16 protein-coding genes are annotated in these 13,690 nt (G+C 67.1%); 6 read left to right on the top strand and 10 right to left on the bottom strand.

Features of this window, described 5'->3' with window-relative positions; genetic code table 11:
- The 6 genes from AOZ13_RS11065 to AOZ13_RS11040 form a co-directional block, all read right to left on the bottom strand.
- A partial coding sequence (locus AOZ13_RS11065; protein WP_049934086.1) for an urease accessory protein UreE occupies positions 1–527 on the bottom strand: 527 nt, incomplete at its 3' end.
- A gap of 8 nt (positions 528–535) precedes the next feature.
- Positions 536–1,528, bottom strand: a complete 993-nt coding sequence (locus AOZ13_RS11060; RefSeq protein ID WP_021780602.1) for an urease accessory protein UreD — start codon at positions 1,526–1,528, stop codon at positions 536–538.
- Complete coding sequence (gene ureG / locus AOZ13_RS11055) at positions 1,529–2,164, bottom strand: urease accessory protein UreG (RefSeq protein ID WP_021780601.1); 636 nt, start codon at positions 2,162–2,164, stop codon at positions 1,529–1,531.
- Complete coding sequence (locus AOZ13_RS11050; protein ID WP_020221099.1) at positions 2,161–2,493, bottom strand: urease subunit gamma; 333 nt, start codon at positions 2,491–2,493, stop codon at positions 2,161–2,163. The genes ureG and AOZ13_RS11050 overlap by 4 nt, the downstream gene beginning before the upstream one ends.
- Positions 2,490–4,190: an urease subunit alpha gene (gene ureC / locus AOZ13_RS11045; protein ID WP_020221098.1), complete on the bottom strand. Its 1,701-nt coding sequence runs from the start codon at positions 4,188–4,190 to the stop codon at positions 2,490–2,492. Before ureC ends, AOZ13_RS11050 begins: the two co-directional genes overlap by 4 nt.
- On the bottom strand, positions 4,187–4,579 hold the full coding sequence (locus tag AOZ13_RS11040; protein WP_020221097.1) for an urease subunit beta: 393 nt from the start codon (positions 4,577–4,579) through the stop codon (positions 4,187–4,189). The genes ureC and AOZ13_RS11040 overlap by 4 nt, the downstream gene beginning before the upstream one ends.
- Positions 4,580–5,003: 424 nt before the next feature.
- On the opposite strand from AOZ13_RS11040, the gene AOZ13_RS11035 reads away from it, so the two are divergent.
- Genes AOZ13_RS11035 through AOZ13_RS11015 form a run of 5 tightly spaced genes read left to right on the top strand, consistent with a single transcriptional unit; the run spans position 5,004 to position 9,780 of the window.
- Positions 5,004–6,284, top strand: coding sequence for an urea ABC transporter substrate-binding protein (locus tag AOZ13_RS11035; RefSeq protein ID WP_020221096.1), 1,281 nt, complete (start codon positions 5,004–5,006; stop codon positions 6,282–6,284).
- Entirely contained in the window at positions 6,281–7,156 is an 876-nt protein-coding gene (urtB, locus tag AOZ13_RS11030; RefSeq protein WP_020221095.1) for an urea ABC transporter, permease protein UrtB, read from the top strand. The genes AOZ13_RS11035 and urtB overlap by 4 nt, the downstream gene beginning before the upstream one ends.
- Position 7,157: 1 nt before the next feature.
- The gene (locus AOZ13_RS11025) at positions 7,158–8,246 is read left to right on the top strand and encodes an ABC transporter permease subunit (protein ID WP_020221094.1); all 1,089 of its coding nucleotides are present in this window, start codon (positions 7,158–7,160) and stop codon (positions 8,244–8,246) included.
- A gap of 1 nt (position 8,247) precedes the next feature.
- The gene (locus AOZ13_RS11020) at positions 8,248–9,069 is read left to right on the top strand and encodes an ATP-binding cassette domain-containing protein (protein WP_020221093.1); all 822 of its coding nucleotides are present in this window, start codon (positions 8,248–8,250) and stop codon (positions 9,067–9,069) included.
- A 12-nt stretch (positions 9,070–9,081) separates the two neighbouring features.
- Positions 9,082–9,780, top strand: a complete 699-nt coding sequence (locus AOZ13_RS11015; protein ID WP_020221092.1) for an ABC transporter ATP-binding protein — start codon at positions 9,082–9,084, stop codon at positions 9,778–9,780.
- Between the two features lie 42 nt (positions 9,781–9,822).
- On the opposite strand, the gene AOZ13_RS11010 is transcribed toward AOZ13_RS11015, so the two are convergent.
- Genes AOZ13_RS11010 through AOZ13_RS11000 form a run of 3 tightly spaced genes read right to left on the bottom strand, consistent with a single transcriptional unit; the run spans position 9,823 to position 11,682 of the window.
- Positions 9,823–10,590, bottom strand: a complete 768-nt coding sequence (locus AOZ13_RS11010) for an SDR family NAD(P)-dependent oxidoreductase (RefSeq protein ID WP_020221091.1) — start codon at positions 10,588–10,590, stop codon at positions 9,823–9,825.
- A gap of 52 nt (positions 10,591–10,642) precedes the next feature.
- The gene (locus tag AOZ13_RS11005; RefSeq protein ID WP_020221090.1) at positions 10,643–11,170 is read right to left on the bottom strand and encodes a permease; all 528 of its coding nucleotides are present in this window, start codon (positions 11,168–11,170) and stop codon (positions 10,643–10,645) included.
- On the bottom strand, positions 11,167–11,682 hold the full coding sequence (locus tag AOZ13_RS11000; RefSeq protein WP_020221089.1) for a hypothetical protein: 516 nt from the start codon (positions 11,680–11,682) through the stop codon (positions 11,167–11,169). The genes AOZ13_RS11005 and AOZ13_RS11000 overlap by 4 nt, the downstream gene beginning before the upstream one ends.
- Positions 11,683–11,811: 129 nt before the next feature.
- Between AOZ13_RS11000 and AOZ13_RS10995 the strand changes: the two genes are divergently transcribed.
- Complete coding sequence (locus tag AOZ13_RS10995) at positions 11,812–12,366, top strand: GNAT family N-acetyltransferase (RefSeq protein ID WP_020221088.1); 555 nt, start codon at positions 11,812–11,814, stop codon at positions 12,364–12,366.
- A 1-nt stretch (position 12,367) separates the two neighbouring features.
- Here the strand turns inward: AOZ13_RS10995 and AOZ13_RS10990 are convergent, their stop codons facing one another.
- Entirely contained in the window at positions 12,368–13,384 is a 1,017-nt protein-coding gene (locus AOZ13_RS10990; RefSeq protein ID WP_020221087.1) for a zinc-dependent alcohol dehydrogenase family protein, read from the bottom strand.
- Between the last annotated feature and the right edge of the window lie 306 nt (positions 13,385–13,690).

The raw sequence follows: 13,690 nt of genomic DNA, 5'->3' as shown, positions 1-13,690 counted from the left end.
TGCGCGTGCTCGCCGTCGTGTGCGTGCTCGTGGTCGGGCGTCGCGTCGTCGAACAGCGTCGGATCGACGTCCTCCGTGGTGACTGTCGCGCCCTCCGGGAGGTGCGGCTCGATCTCGTCGTGCTGGCGATCGACCGACTCCTCGACGGCGACGAGGATTTCCGCCCCTCGCACGGCGAGATCGCGGTGGCGGTTGCCGACGACGTGTCCGAGTCTCGCCGCGAGTGCGAGCGTTTCGCCGGTGGCCGTCGCTCCCCCCACGTCGATCACGATGGCCTCGCGCTCCGCGAGACCGACGACGAGCAGGCGGTCGTGTTCCGCGCCCGCGAGGACGTCGCCGGGTTCGAGCCCGCCAGCGTCCGCCGCGATCACGCCGACGTCCGTGCCGTCGTCCGCCTCCGTGCGGAAGCGCGAACGCCGTCGCGTCGTCTCGTCGAGCGTCAGTCGGCGCGCGCCCTCCGATTCCACCCGCGACGCGAGGTCGTCGTCCCTGTTCGCGTTCCCGAGAGAGCTGTCGTAGAGTTCCATGAAACTGATCAGTATTTGCGCTGGTCTGGCGCCGGCGCGTCCAGCAGGACGCGACTCGCCTCGTCCCACGCGGCGTCGAGCGCCGCGCGCACGTCGTCCGCTCGGTCGCCGAGCGCGCGGACGACCGCCCCGCCGTCGAGGGGGAGCGTCGATGCACTCGCGCGCGCCGGCCCGTCGGCGATGCGGTCGACGAGGCGGTCGCTCAGCGTCCCCGAATCGACGTCGCGCGTCGTCGCCACGTAGCACGTCCCGAGCACGGCGTAGTCGCCGAGGACGCCCGCAGTCCGCGGATCCGCGTGCGGGTCGTCCGGCGCGAGGTGCGTCGTGTCGGCGAGGATGCGCCCGTCCGGGCCGTCGACGGTCGTGCGCGCGTAATACCGTTCGAAGTCGAACGCCTCGTCGCGCGCGAGACGGCCGGGGACGACGACGTCCGTGAGGATCGCGCTCGCGTCGCGCCCGAGCGTCACCGCCGTCTCCCCGCAGTAGCGCGCGTCCGGGTGGAGGATGGTCTGTTCGGGGACGTACTCGAGGTGCGCGCCGTCATCGACGACGAACGACGCGTCGACGCGCCCGTAGTTCGCGTCCATCGAGAGCACCTTCGTCGCGCTCCCCGTGCTGACGTGCGCGCGGGCGTCCGCTTCAGCGGTGACGTGCATGCGGTTCCGGTCGCCCTGTGCGACGCCCCCTGTCGGGCTTTGCACGTAGGCCGAGGAGAACTCGGGACGTCCGACGTCGTGATCGAGCGTCCCGCTCAGGTGATAGGGGACGCGCGCGTAGTCCGCGACGAGACGAGTCCTCCCGTCCGCGTCCGTCGCGAACGTCGCCTCCAGTTCGCCGACCTTCCCCGGTGATCCCACGCCGACCTGCGGGAGTGACTCCCGGTCGTAGGTCTCGAACGTCGGCGGGAGGTCACGTGCGTGCGCGAGTACGGGATCGCGAGGAGTGGCGCGCTCCTCCTTCGTGGCGTTCGCGCCCGCCTCGGGCGCTCGCTCCGTCGCCATCTACGCGAACAGCACCTCCGAGCGCACGTGGTCGATGACGTCCCCGACGCCGGTCTCGGAGCGACAGTCCGTGAGGACGTACGGCCCGTCGCGGACGGCCGCGGCGTCGCGCTCGATCTTCGATAGGTCCGCGCCGACGTGCGGCGCGAGGTCCGTCTTGTTCACGACGAGGAGGTCGCAGCTCACGACGCCGGGACCGCGCTTCGCCGGGATGTCGTCGCCCTCCGCGACGGAGATGACGTAGAGCGAGTAGTCGGCGAGCTCGGGATCGAACGTCGCCGCGAGGTTGTCGCCGCCGCTCTCGACGATGACGAGGTCGAGTTCGGGGTGCGCCTCGACGAACTCGTCGATCTGCCGGAGGTTCATCGACGGGTCCTCGCGGATGCCCGTGTGCGGGCACGCGCCCGTCTCGACGCCCGCGACGAGGTCCTCGGGGACCACGCCGGCGAAGCGCTCGCGCAGGGCGTCCGCGTCCGCCTGCGTCAGAATGTCGTTCGCGATGACGCCGACGTCGAGACCGGCCTCGCGGAGACGCGGGACGACCTCGCTGATGAGCGACGTCTTCCCGGAGCCGACGGGACCGCCGATGCCCACCGTCGCGACGTCGCGGTGGGTGAGGCGCCCGTCGGCGCTCATTCGCTCCCCACCTCGCGCGCGGTGTCCGTCCGGATCGGATCGTGGACGGTGACGAGCTTCGTGCCGTCGCGGAACATCGGCTCGACCTGCACCATGTCGATCATCTCCGGGACGCCCTCCATGACGTCCTCGCGGCCGAGCAGCCCGGTCGCGCCGGCGCGGAGTTCCGCGACGTCCTTCCCCTCGCGCGCGCCCTCGAAGATCCAATCGGAGATGTACGCGATCGCCTCCGGGTGGTTGAGTTTCACGCCGCGCTCCTTGCGGTCGCGCGCGAGCTGTGCCGCCGTGTAGATCGTGAGCCGTTCGCGTTCCTTCGGCGTGAGATTCATAGCATGTACCGCTGGGTGAGTGGCAGTTCCTCCGCGGGTTCGCAGGTGACGTGCTCGCCGTCGACGCGCACCTCGAACGTCTCGGGGTCGATCTCGATGTCGTCTGGCCGGGTCGTGTTGCGAACCATGTCGCTCTTCCCGAGCGTCCGCGTCCCGGAGACGGCGATCGTCTCCGTGTCGAGCCCGTACGCCTCGCCGACGCCGCGCTCCTTGGCCGCCGGGCTGACGAAGGTGAACGACACGGCGTTCTTCGCCTTCCCGACTGCGCCGGCGCGCGGGCGCTGCATGATTGGCTCGCAGGTCATCAGCGAGCCGTTGGACTCGCCTATCTCGCCGTAGACGGGGAACCCGCCCTTGAACGTCACGTGTGGCTTGCTCCCGAAGAACGCCGGGTCCCAGAGGACGAAGTCCGCCACTTTGCCGGGTTCGAGCGTGCCGACGTAGTCGTCGATGCCCGCGGCGATCGCGGGGTTGACGGTGTACTTCGCGAGGTAGCGCAGCACGCGCTCGTTGTCGGCCGGCCCGTCCTCGCGCAGGGTCCCGCGCTGAGTCTTCATCTTGTGCGCGGTCTGCCACGTCCGCGAGACGACCTCGCCCATCCGGCCCATCGCCTGCGAGTCGCTCGTCATCATCGAGATCGCGCCCGTATCGTGGAGGACGTCCTCGGCGGCGATGGTCTCCGCGCGGATGCGCGATTCGGCGAACGCGACGTCCTCGGGGACGTCCGGGTTCAGGTGGTGACAGACCATCACCATGTCGAGGTGCTCGTCGAACGTGTTTTCGGTGTACGGCATCGAGGGGTTCGTCGACGACGGGAGGACGTTCGGGTCGCCGACGGCCTCCATGATGTCCGGGGCGTGTCCGCCGCCCGCGCCCTCGATGTGGAAGAGGTGGATCGTCCGGCCGTCGATGGCCTCGACGGTGTTCTCGAGAAACCCGGTCTCGTTCAGGGTGTCCGTGTGCATCGCGACCTGCACGTCCTCCTCGTCGGCCACGCTGAGGCAGGTGTCGATGACGCTCGGCGTCGCGCCCCAGTCCTCGTGGATCTTCAGCCCGCACGCGCCGGCTTCTAACTGCTCGACGAGCGCCGCCGGCTCGCTCGAGTTCCCCTTCCCGTAGAAGCCGACGTTGACCGGCCACTCCTCGGCCGCCTGCAGGAAGCGCTCGATGTTCTCCGGACCGGTCGTCGTCGTCGCCGCACCACCGCCGTAGCCGCCGCCGAGCATCGTCGTGATGCCCGAGGCGAGCGCGTGCTCGTAGAGCCCGCTGGAATTGAAGTGAATGTGGATGTCCAGCCCGCCCGGCGTGACGATCTTCCCCTCGGCGGGGTAGACGTCCGTCGACGCGCCGATCACCATGTCGACGTCGTCCATCGTATCGGGGTTGCCGGCGTTGCCGATACCGGCGATCCGGCCGTCCCGGACGCCGATGTCCGCCGCGACGACGCCGAGGACGGGATCGAGGATCGTGGCGTTCGTGATGACCCAGTCGAGCGCGCCCTCGGCCTGCGTGACGCCCGGGGCCATCCCCATCCCATCACGGACGGTCTTCCCGCCGCCGAAGACCGCCTCGTCGCCCGGCGTCCGGTAGTCCTCCTCGACCTCGACGCGGAGGTCGGTGTCTCCGAGCCGCACCTGTCCGCCGACCGTCGGCCCGTACAGTTCCGTGTACGCCTCGCGGGAGACGTCGCGTGTCACTCGGCATCACCCGCACCCGTGTCGGCGAACCCGGCGTCGCGGAGGCGTTCGAGCGCCGCCGCGGGATCGACCGTGACGCTCCCGTTCACCAGCCCGTTCATCCCGTGCGCGCGCCCCTTCCCGCCGATCGCGACGAGATCGACATCCCGCTCGTCGCCCGGCTCGAAGCGGACCGCCGTGCCCGCGGGGACGTTCAGGCGCATCCCGAACGCGGCCTCGCGGTCGAACGCGAGCGCGGCGTTCGCCTCGAAGAAGTGGAAGTGCGACCCGACCTGCACGGGCCGATCGCCCGTGTTCGCGACCGTCACGGTCGCCGTCTCCCGCCCCTCGTTGATCGTCACGTCGCCCTCGCCGGGAACGATCTCCCCCGGGACGAGGCGCTCGCTCATCGACTCGCCCCGATAGACTCGCTGGTATCCACAGTCTCCATGCTACGAACCGATTCTAGCCAGATCCTAATAAGATACGACACAGAAGACAATACTTGCACGCCAGTAACAGGAGACCGTCCACGAATCACGAACTGCGAGTACACGATGCGGCTCGGTGCAGCGATCATGAGCGGCCATGCCGTCAGAATCGACGCATCTGACCGAACCGCTGCTTATTCTGAGTATCTTACTCTGTCCTTAAAGAATTTAATCCTGATTGTATAATACGTGGCTACCGATAGGAAACCCTTTTCAATATGCATCTGATCCGGAAGCATGTCGACAAACATGGACAGGTACGCAGGATCTGGCGGAATTAAAGCTCGATACAAGCATAGAATCGCGTTTTCGAATGTGTCTGTACGCTATCTCGGTGTCTCGGATGAATGACGGCCGGTCCGGACCCTCACGTCGCTCGTTCCTCGCGACCGGTGGCACGGTCGCCGGCGCCGCGCTCGCTGGCTGCCTGACTGGCGGCGGTGGCAGCGGTGGCAAGGATACCGTTACGCTGGGCATCCTCGAGGACCGCTCCGGGAACTTCGCGCTCAACGGGACGCCGAAGTACAACGCGAGCATGCTCGCAATCGACGAACTTAACGACGACGGCGGGATTCTCGGCAAGCAGATCGAGACCTTCGCGCCGGACCCCCAATCCGACAATAAGCGCTACCAGCAGCTCACCCGGCAGGCGATCAACGAAGAGCAGGTCGACGCGCTCTGGGCGGGCTACTCCTCGGCGACCCGAGAGGCGATCCGACCCATCATCGACCAGAACGAACAGCTCTACTTCTACACGACCCAGTACGAGGGGGGCGTTGCCGACTCCTACACCTTCTGTATGGGCGCGACGGCACGCCAGCAGCTCGGGATGGTCATGCCCTACCTGATCGATGAGTTCGGGACTGACATCTACACGATCGCCGCCGACTACAACTTCGGACAGATCTCGGCCGACTGGGTCCGCGTGCTCGCGAACGAGCACGACGCGAACGTCATCGGTGAAGAGTTCATTCCACTCTCCGTCTCCCAGTTCGGCTCGACGATCAACAACATTCAGGATGCGGATCCCGACTTCGTGATGGCGCTGCTCGTCGGCGCGAACCACACGTCGTTCTGGAACCAACGCACTTCTGCGGGTCTCGACCTCCCGTTCGGAACATCGACCGTGATGGCGCAGGGGTATCAGCACAAGCGCCTCGATCCGCCCGCGATGAAGGGGGTCTACGGTGGGTTCAACTACATGCAGGAAGTCCCGACAGACCGAAATCAGGACTTCGTCGATCGGTACTACGAGAAGTACCCCGACGCGCCCTATGTCAACGAGGAATGCGTCAACAACTACTTCTCGATCAAGATGTACGCGCAGGCTGCCGAATCCGTAGGCTCGACGAATCAAGAGGATATCATCGCCGAACTGGAGAAGGGGATGGACGTCTCGGCGCCGGAGGGGGACATCTCACTGCAGGGGAAGGTTCACCACATGACCCACGACATGCGCGTCTTCCGCTGCGACGAGAACCACGACATCCACGTCATGGAGGAACACAAGATCCCCGAGCAGTTCCTCTCCGACACCGTCGGCGTCAACCTCCGGGAGAACGACCAGACCAAGCAGTACGTCCCGGCCGACTACTTCGAGGCCGCCGACGCCACGAGAGAATGAACCCCCTCAATCTGTTGTTCCTATTCGCGGACAACTTCGCCTTCATCGTGCTCTCCGCCGTCGGTCTCGCCGTCATCTTCGGGATGATGGGGGTCATCAATCTCGGCCACGGCGAGTTCATCATGATCGGTGCCTACGGTACGACGCTGTCCGCGAACGCGGGCGTGCCGCTCCCCCTCGCCATGGTAATCGGCGTCCTCGTGACGGCAGTGATGGGGTTCGTCCTCGAACGGACGATCATCCGTCGCCTCTACGATCGGCTGCTCGACTCGATGGTCGCCACGTGGGCGATCGGACTTATCCTCACGCAGGGGGTGCGGATCGCCCTTGGGAACTCTATCCCGCAGATTTCGACACCGCTCGGCACGATCGCCTACGGGGAGTTCTCCTACTCCACGTACCGCGTCGTCCTCTCTGTCGTCGCACTCGCCGTTCTCGCCGGGCTGTACGTCCTCTTCACGCGGACGGAGTTCGGGATCCGCGCTCGGGCGACGATTCAAGATCCCGACACCGCGCGCGCCCTCGGCGTCGACACGGATCGGATGTACACGTCGACGTTCGTCATCGGATCCGCTCTCGCCGGACTGACCGGTGCATTGTACGCGCCCACGCTCACCGTCGTCCCCGGCATGGGATCGTCGTTCCTCGTTGAGGCGTTCGTCGCTGTCGTCATCGGCGGGCCATCCGTCCTGCTCGGAACGACGCTTTCCGGTGGCCTCCTCGGCGTCATCGACGCGCTGTTTACGAACCTCTACGGGACGTTCTTCGGACAGATCGCGATGCTTCTCACCGCCATCGTCGTCATTCGGCTCCTCTCGAACGGGCTGACGGGACTCGTCGAGGACGTCCGCAACAGAATGGAGGGTGAGTGAGATGGGGATCGGTGACACCTTCGATCGGCTCTGCCGGCCCTTCGAGGGCCCGAACACGATCGGGAACACCCGTCGGTTCTGGATCGGCTTCGTCGTCGTCGTCCTTGCGCTCCTCGGTTACCCGATCGGGTTCGGCGGATATGCGGCGTCGAGCGCCGCCCTCTACCTGCTCTACGCGATCCTCGGTCTCTCGCTCTCCATCATCTGGGGGTACACCGGGATCCTGAGCTTCGGGCAGGTAGTGTTCTTCGGTATCGCGGGCTACTCGTTCGCGCTCATCAGCATGAACCTCTCGAGCACGCTGACGACGATGCTGGCCCTCCCGATCTCGGTCGCCGTCGCGACGATCGCATCCCTCGTCCTCGGCTACTTCATGTTCTATGGCGAGGTTCGCGACGTCTACGTCACGATCCTCACGCTGGTCGTCTCGATCGTGATGAACACCTTCATGGCCCAGACGGCCGGCAGCGAGTGGACGGTCGGATCCGTCGCACTCGGAGGATTCAACGGGATCCCCGCCATTCCGAGCCTGACCTTCAGTGTCGGCGACGCATCGGTCGTCCTCGACGGCTCGTCGTTCTACTGGTTCACGCTCATCGCCCTCCTCGTCGTGTACCTCGGACTCCGCGCGCTCGTGAACGGGCGGTTCGGCTACACGATGGTCGCCACGCGCGAGGACGAGGACCGCACCGAGATGCTGGGATACGATGTCCGACGGATCAAACTACTCGTGTTCGGACTCGGGGGCGCGCTCGCCGGGTTCGCCGGCGTGCTGTATGCCACGTGGGGCAACTACGTCAGTCCCTCCGTCTTCGGCATCACGTTCGCCTCGATTCCAGTAGTCTGGGTGGCCGTCGGCGGCCGCCGCTCGCTGCTCGGCGCCGTCGTCGCGACGGTCGTCATCGAGTGGTTCCGCCAGCAGCTCTCCGCGACGGGGAGCCAGTACGCGATGGTGATCGTCGGCGCCGTCCTGCTACTCGCCATCCTCTTCGTCCCGGAGGGCGTCATTCCGCGGCTCAACGTCGCGCTACTGAACGTTCGCGATCGCTCCGAAACGACTCCCGATTCTCCGGATGGGACACCAGAATAGTATGACCGCTACTGACACCGCTACCGACACCGACTCTACGGAAGAATCGCAGACGGCCCTCGACGCGGCCGGTCGACAGTCGCCCCCGGTCGCCGCGACCGGGCCGGGCACCGATACCCTCTTGCAGACGAGCGGGCTCACGAAACGCTTCGGAGGATTCACCGCCATTGATAACGTTGACTTCAGTGTCGATGAGGGCCAGCTCCGCTGTCTCATCGGCCCGAACGGCGCAGGGAAGTCGACGCTCCTGAAGCTCATCACGGGCCGACACGACGCGACGAGCGGCGCCATCTACTACGACGGCGAGGATATCGCGGATCTGCGGCCGAACGATCGTGTCGATCTCGGCATCGGGATGAAGTTTCAGGTCCCGTCCGTCTTCGACGAACTCACCGCCTACGAGAACATGCGCCTCTCGGTCCAACGCACCCACGGCGACGATAATCTCGACGAGGCCATCCTCGACGGACTCAAGCGGATCGATCTCGCCGAACGCGCCACCACGCCGGCCGGCGAACTCTCCCACGGCCAACAGGGCCGCTTAGAGATCGGGATGGCCGCCGCACTCGAACCAGACTTGCTGTTGCTCGACGAACCCGTTGCCGGGTTGTCGCTGGAGGAACGCCGTGAGGTCGCCGATCTCGTCACCGAGTTGAACGGGGACGGTATCGCGTTCATCGTCATCGAGCACGACATCGACTTCGTCGCTGAAATCGCCGACGAGGTGACGGTGCTCCACGGGGGGCAGGTGTTCCGCGAGGGATCAATCGAGGACATCCGCGCCGACGACGAAGTCCGTCGAATCTATTTGGGGGGTGAGTGACGCGTGCCACCGGTGCTCGAATGCGAGGAGCTCTCGGCGGCGTACGACACGACGCTCGTCCTCCGCGACGTCGATCTCACTGTCAACGACGGCGAGATTGTCGGCGTCATGGGGAAGAACGGCGCGGGGAAATCGACACTGATGAAGGCAATCATTGGCCTGCTCGAACCCAAATCGGGCGTCGTCCGCTACGAGGGGGAGGATCTCGCCGGGACGAACGCGAACGAGCGCGCCAACGTCGGAATCGGCTACATCCCGCAGGGGCGCGACGTCTTTCCGTCGCTCACGGTCGAGGAGAACCTCCTCATCGGGGAGAGCGTGAACCGGGAACGCGACCACGACCTCTACGACGAGGTGTATCGGTACTTCCCGATCCTCGAAGAGCGCCGCGACCAGAAGGCCGGAACGATGAGCGGTGGGCAACAGCAGATGCTCGCCATCGGTCGCGCGCTCGTCGGAAATCCTGACCTCCTCCTCCTCGACGAACACAGCGAGGGGGTACAGCCGTCCATCGTTGAGGAGATCAGCGAAAACCTCCGGGATCTCAACGCCGACCTCGGCACGACCGTCCTCTTCGTCGAGCAGAACCTCGGCGCGATTCAGGACATGGCAGATCGGTGTTACGCGATGGAACGAGGCCGCATCGTCGACGAGATCGGGTCCGACGAACTGCAGGATGAGGACGCCATCGCGTCCTACCTCGCGGTCTGATCGCTCGCTACCCGTCATTCCTTCTCTCGACACGTCGCCCGCCTAGTCGAAGCGGATGCCGCCGTCGACGTTCACGGTCTGCCCGTTGAGATAGCCGTTCGTCGCGAAGAGCGCGACGACGGCCGCGGCCTCCTCGGGGCGGCCGAAGCGCCCGACTGGGACGTCCTCGGGTTCCGCGGTCGTCGCGGCGACCATGTCCGTCTCGACGAGACCGGGCGCGAGCGCGTTGACCGTGACTCCGTCGCCGGCGAGTTGGTTCGCGTACCCCCGTGTCAGCCCGATGAGACCGGCCTTCGAGGCGGCGTAGTGCGGGCCGACGATGCCGCCGTTTCGCGCCGCGACGGACGTGACGTTCACGATCCGGCCCCAGCCGCGCTCGCGCATCCCGGGGAGGACGGCGTCCGTGAGGTCGAAGGCCGCCGTGAGGTTCGTCGCGAGGTGGTCGTCCCACTCCTCGCGCGTGACCTCCGCGGGGGCGAGCGTGCGCCCGATGCCGGCGTTGTTCACGAGCACGTCGATCTCGCCGAGGTCGTCCTCGACCGACGCGATCAGCTCGGCGCACGCATCGCGCTCGCTCACGTCGGCCCGCACGGCCGTCGCGCGACACCCCGCCTCTTCGACGGCGACGACGGTCTCGGCGGCCGCGTCGGCGCGTTCGTGATAGTTGACCGCGACGTCCGCGCCCGCCACCGCGAGCGCCTCGCAGATCGCGCGGCCGATGCCGCGGCTACCGCCGGTGACGAGTGCGGTGCGGCCCGCGAGTGGATCAGCTCCGGATCCCGCGACGCCTCCGTTCGTGTGTCCGCGCATACGCGCTCTTCGGTGGCGCGTCGGAAAACCGTCGGGGAGGCGGCGGGCCGGGCTACGACTCGCGCCGGGCCGCGCCGAGTGCGAACAGTCCGACGCCGACGACGACCGTCGCGGTGCCGGCGATCAGGAGCCGGATTCCGACGATGTGCGGGCTGAAGAAGACGAGACCGTACGGGACGCGCCCGACGCTGATGAGGCTGTATCCGGTGAGCATCGTGAGAACGGCGGGGGTGTCCGCGCCCCGTTCGCGCATCCGGTCGATGATGGGGTAGACGGCGTACGGGCCGCCGGGGACGAGACCGGCGACGAAGCCGGCGCCGACGACCTCGTGGACGCTCGCGGACGCGCCGAGCATCTCGCCGAGGCGGTCTTCGGGGAGGAGCTGGCCGATGGCGCTGGAGAGGAAGAACGCGGCGACGATGGTGGTCGCGAGATGCACGACGGTCGAGAGACCGCCCTCGAAGCTCGCCCGCGCGACGCCGGGGTCGGTGACGAGGAGACCGGCGTAGAGGGCGAGCGTGCCGAGGACGACGACGCGCTGGCTCCACGAGTCGCCGATCAGGGTGCCGAGGCGGCTCACGCGCCGATCACCACCGCGGCGATGGCGGCGAACGCGAGCGTGACGCCGAGACCGATGGCGACGCGCGCGGCGACGATCCGGGTCTCGAAGAAGACGAGACCGTACGGGACGCGCAGAAGGCCGATGCCCCCGTAGCCGACGAGTAGCGCGAGGACGGCCGCCAACCCCGCGCCGCTGTTCGCGACTTCGGCGATGATGGGGTAGACGGCGTACGGGCCGCCGGGGAGGACGCCACCGATGAGACCGGCGAGGACGATGCCGGAGGCGCCGGCCGCGTGCCCGACGAGACCGGCGACGGCCTCCCGCGGGAGGAGTTCGCCGATGGCGCTCGCCAACAGGAGCGCGGCGAGGACGAGCGTCGCGAGTCCGACGAGAGTCTTCGCACCGCGCTCGGCCGCCTCGCGCGCGGTGTCCGGGCGTCGCACGGCGAGGTAGCCGTAGAGAACGAGCGTGCCGATGACGACGACGTGCTGGCCGGTGCTCGAACCGATCAGGAGATCGAGTGTCGACATACGTCCGGATTCGATCGCCCACCGTTTGTATGTGGGCGACTCGCCGCCGACCTGCGCTCAATATCCCGTGTGATCGCGTTGGGAAAAAGCTATTTGTATGATGCGTACGTACAGGAATATGAGAAAGAGATGTCGAAAAGTACCCTCGATTCCGAGATCGGTGCCGGTTCGTCAACTATCTATGGCGACGGCGTTCGCGTCGCCGCCGTCACCGACCGCGAGGGTCGCGCCCTCGACATCGCGGGCTATCACGGAACGCTCGCCGAGTCCGCCGTCGACGCACTCGCCGGGATGTACGGGACGTTCGGATTCGACGACCGAGCGCAGGGACTGCCACCCACCGGTCCCGAGGCCATCCGGTCGTGGCTCGACCGACTCGGCGACCTCGGTGCACGCCACGTCCTCGTCCGCCACGACGAGACGCCGGTCGCGCACGCCGTCCTCGTCCCCGACGGGGACGCCCACGAACTCGCGATCTTCGTCCAACCGGACTATCAGGGCGCGCGCGTCGGCACGCACACGATGGACACGCTCTTCGATTACGGCGCCGCACACGGCGTCGAGACCGTCTGGCTCCACGTCGAGAAATCCAACACGCCCGCCGTCTCACTCTACCAGCACTACGACTTCGCCATCACCGAGGAGCGCGCCCTCGCATTCGAGATGGAGCGCACGCTCGACTAGCTCAGACGTCGATGACGACCTTCCCCGTGTGCTCGCCGTTCCAGACGTAGCGGTAGGCCGACGCGGCGTCCTCGAAGTCGAAGATCCGATCGACGACCGGCTCGATCCCGTTCGCATCGATGGCGCGCGCCATCCGGTCGAACGCCGCACGACTCCCCACGCTCACGCCCCGCACGCGACACGCCTTCTCGAGGATCGGCCGCGGGGCGACCTCCGCGTTCGGCTCCGAGAGCACGCCGATGAGGTGGATCTCGCCGTTGTACCGGACCGCCTCCAGCGAGCGCTCGAGCGTGCCCGCGCCGCCGACCTCGACCACGTGATCGACGCCGACCCCGTCCGTCGCCTCCAGCACCGACTCGTCCCACTCCGGGCTCTCCTCGTAGTTGATCGTCACGTCCGCACCACGCGTCTCCGCGAGTTCGAGTTTCGCGTCGCTCGACGAGGTGACGACCGGCGTCGCGCCCATCGCGTCCGCGAACTGCAGGGCGAACGTCGAGACGCCGCCCGTCCCGAGACAGAGCACGCTCTCGCCACCCGTGAGGTCGCCGTGCTCGACGAGCGCCGTCCACGCCGTCAGCCCCGCGCAGGTGAGCGTACACGCCTCCGCGTAGTCCAGCGACTCCGGCATCTTCGGCGTCGCGTCCGCCGGGAAGACCGCGTACTCCGCGAGCGTCCCCGATCGATTCCCGCCCGTCGCCACCTGCGTCCTCTCCGGCGTTCCGGGACCGTCGACCCAGTCGGGGAAGAACGGTGCGACGACCGAGTCGCCCGCCTCGAGGCGCTCGACGCCCTCGCCGACCCCGACGACGTCGCCCGCGCCGTCGCAGAGCGGAATCATCGGATACTCCTCGCCCGGATAGCCGAACTCCGTCGCCGCGATCGCGAGATCGCGGTAGTTGATCGACGCCGCCTCGATGCGGACCAGCACCTCCCCGGGACCGGGCTCGGGACGCTCCCGATCCGTGATCGTCAAGCCCTCGAAATCCGGGTCGTGCTCTCGCAGCTCGTATGCACGCATACGGAGACTGTGGAGTGGGCCCGGCTTGTAGCTCCGGGAGGCGTCGGATACCACCGCATCCGTCGTCGACCCCCCGGGGGCACGGGGTCGATCGCAGGTCGACGGAAACACTTTGTGTCACGCCCCGGTACGACGGGCTGTGTGCCCTGAACCGGGCACCGTTACAGACGAACCCTAGTCGGATTGAAGCGAGTCGCGCGCGGCGATCCTCGAGTGGGCGAGCAGTTACAGACGAACCCTAGTCGGATTGAAGCTGGCCTGACCTTCTCCTGCTCTCCGTCATCGTCGAGTTACAGACGAACCCTA

Origin of the sequence: Halarchaeum acidiphilum MH1-52-1 (assembly GCF_000474235.1) — an archaeon.
GTDB classification, from domain to species: Archaea; Halobacteriota; Halobacteria; order Halobacteriales; family Halobacteriaceae; genus Halarchaeum; species Halarchaeum acidiphilum.
This window is presented reverse-complemented; position numbering and strand designations above follow the sequence as displayed.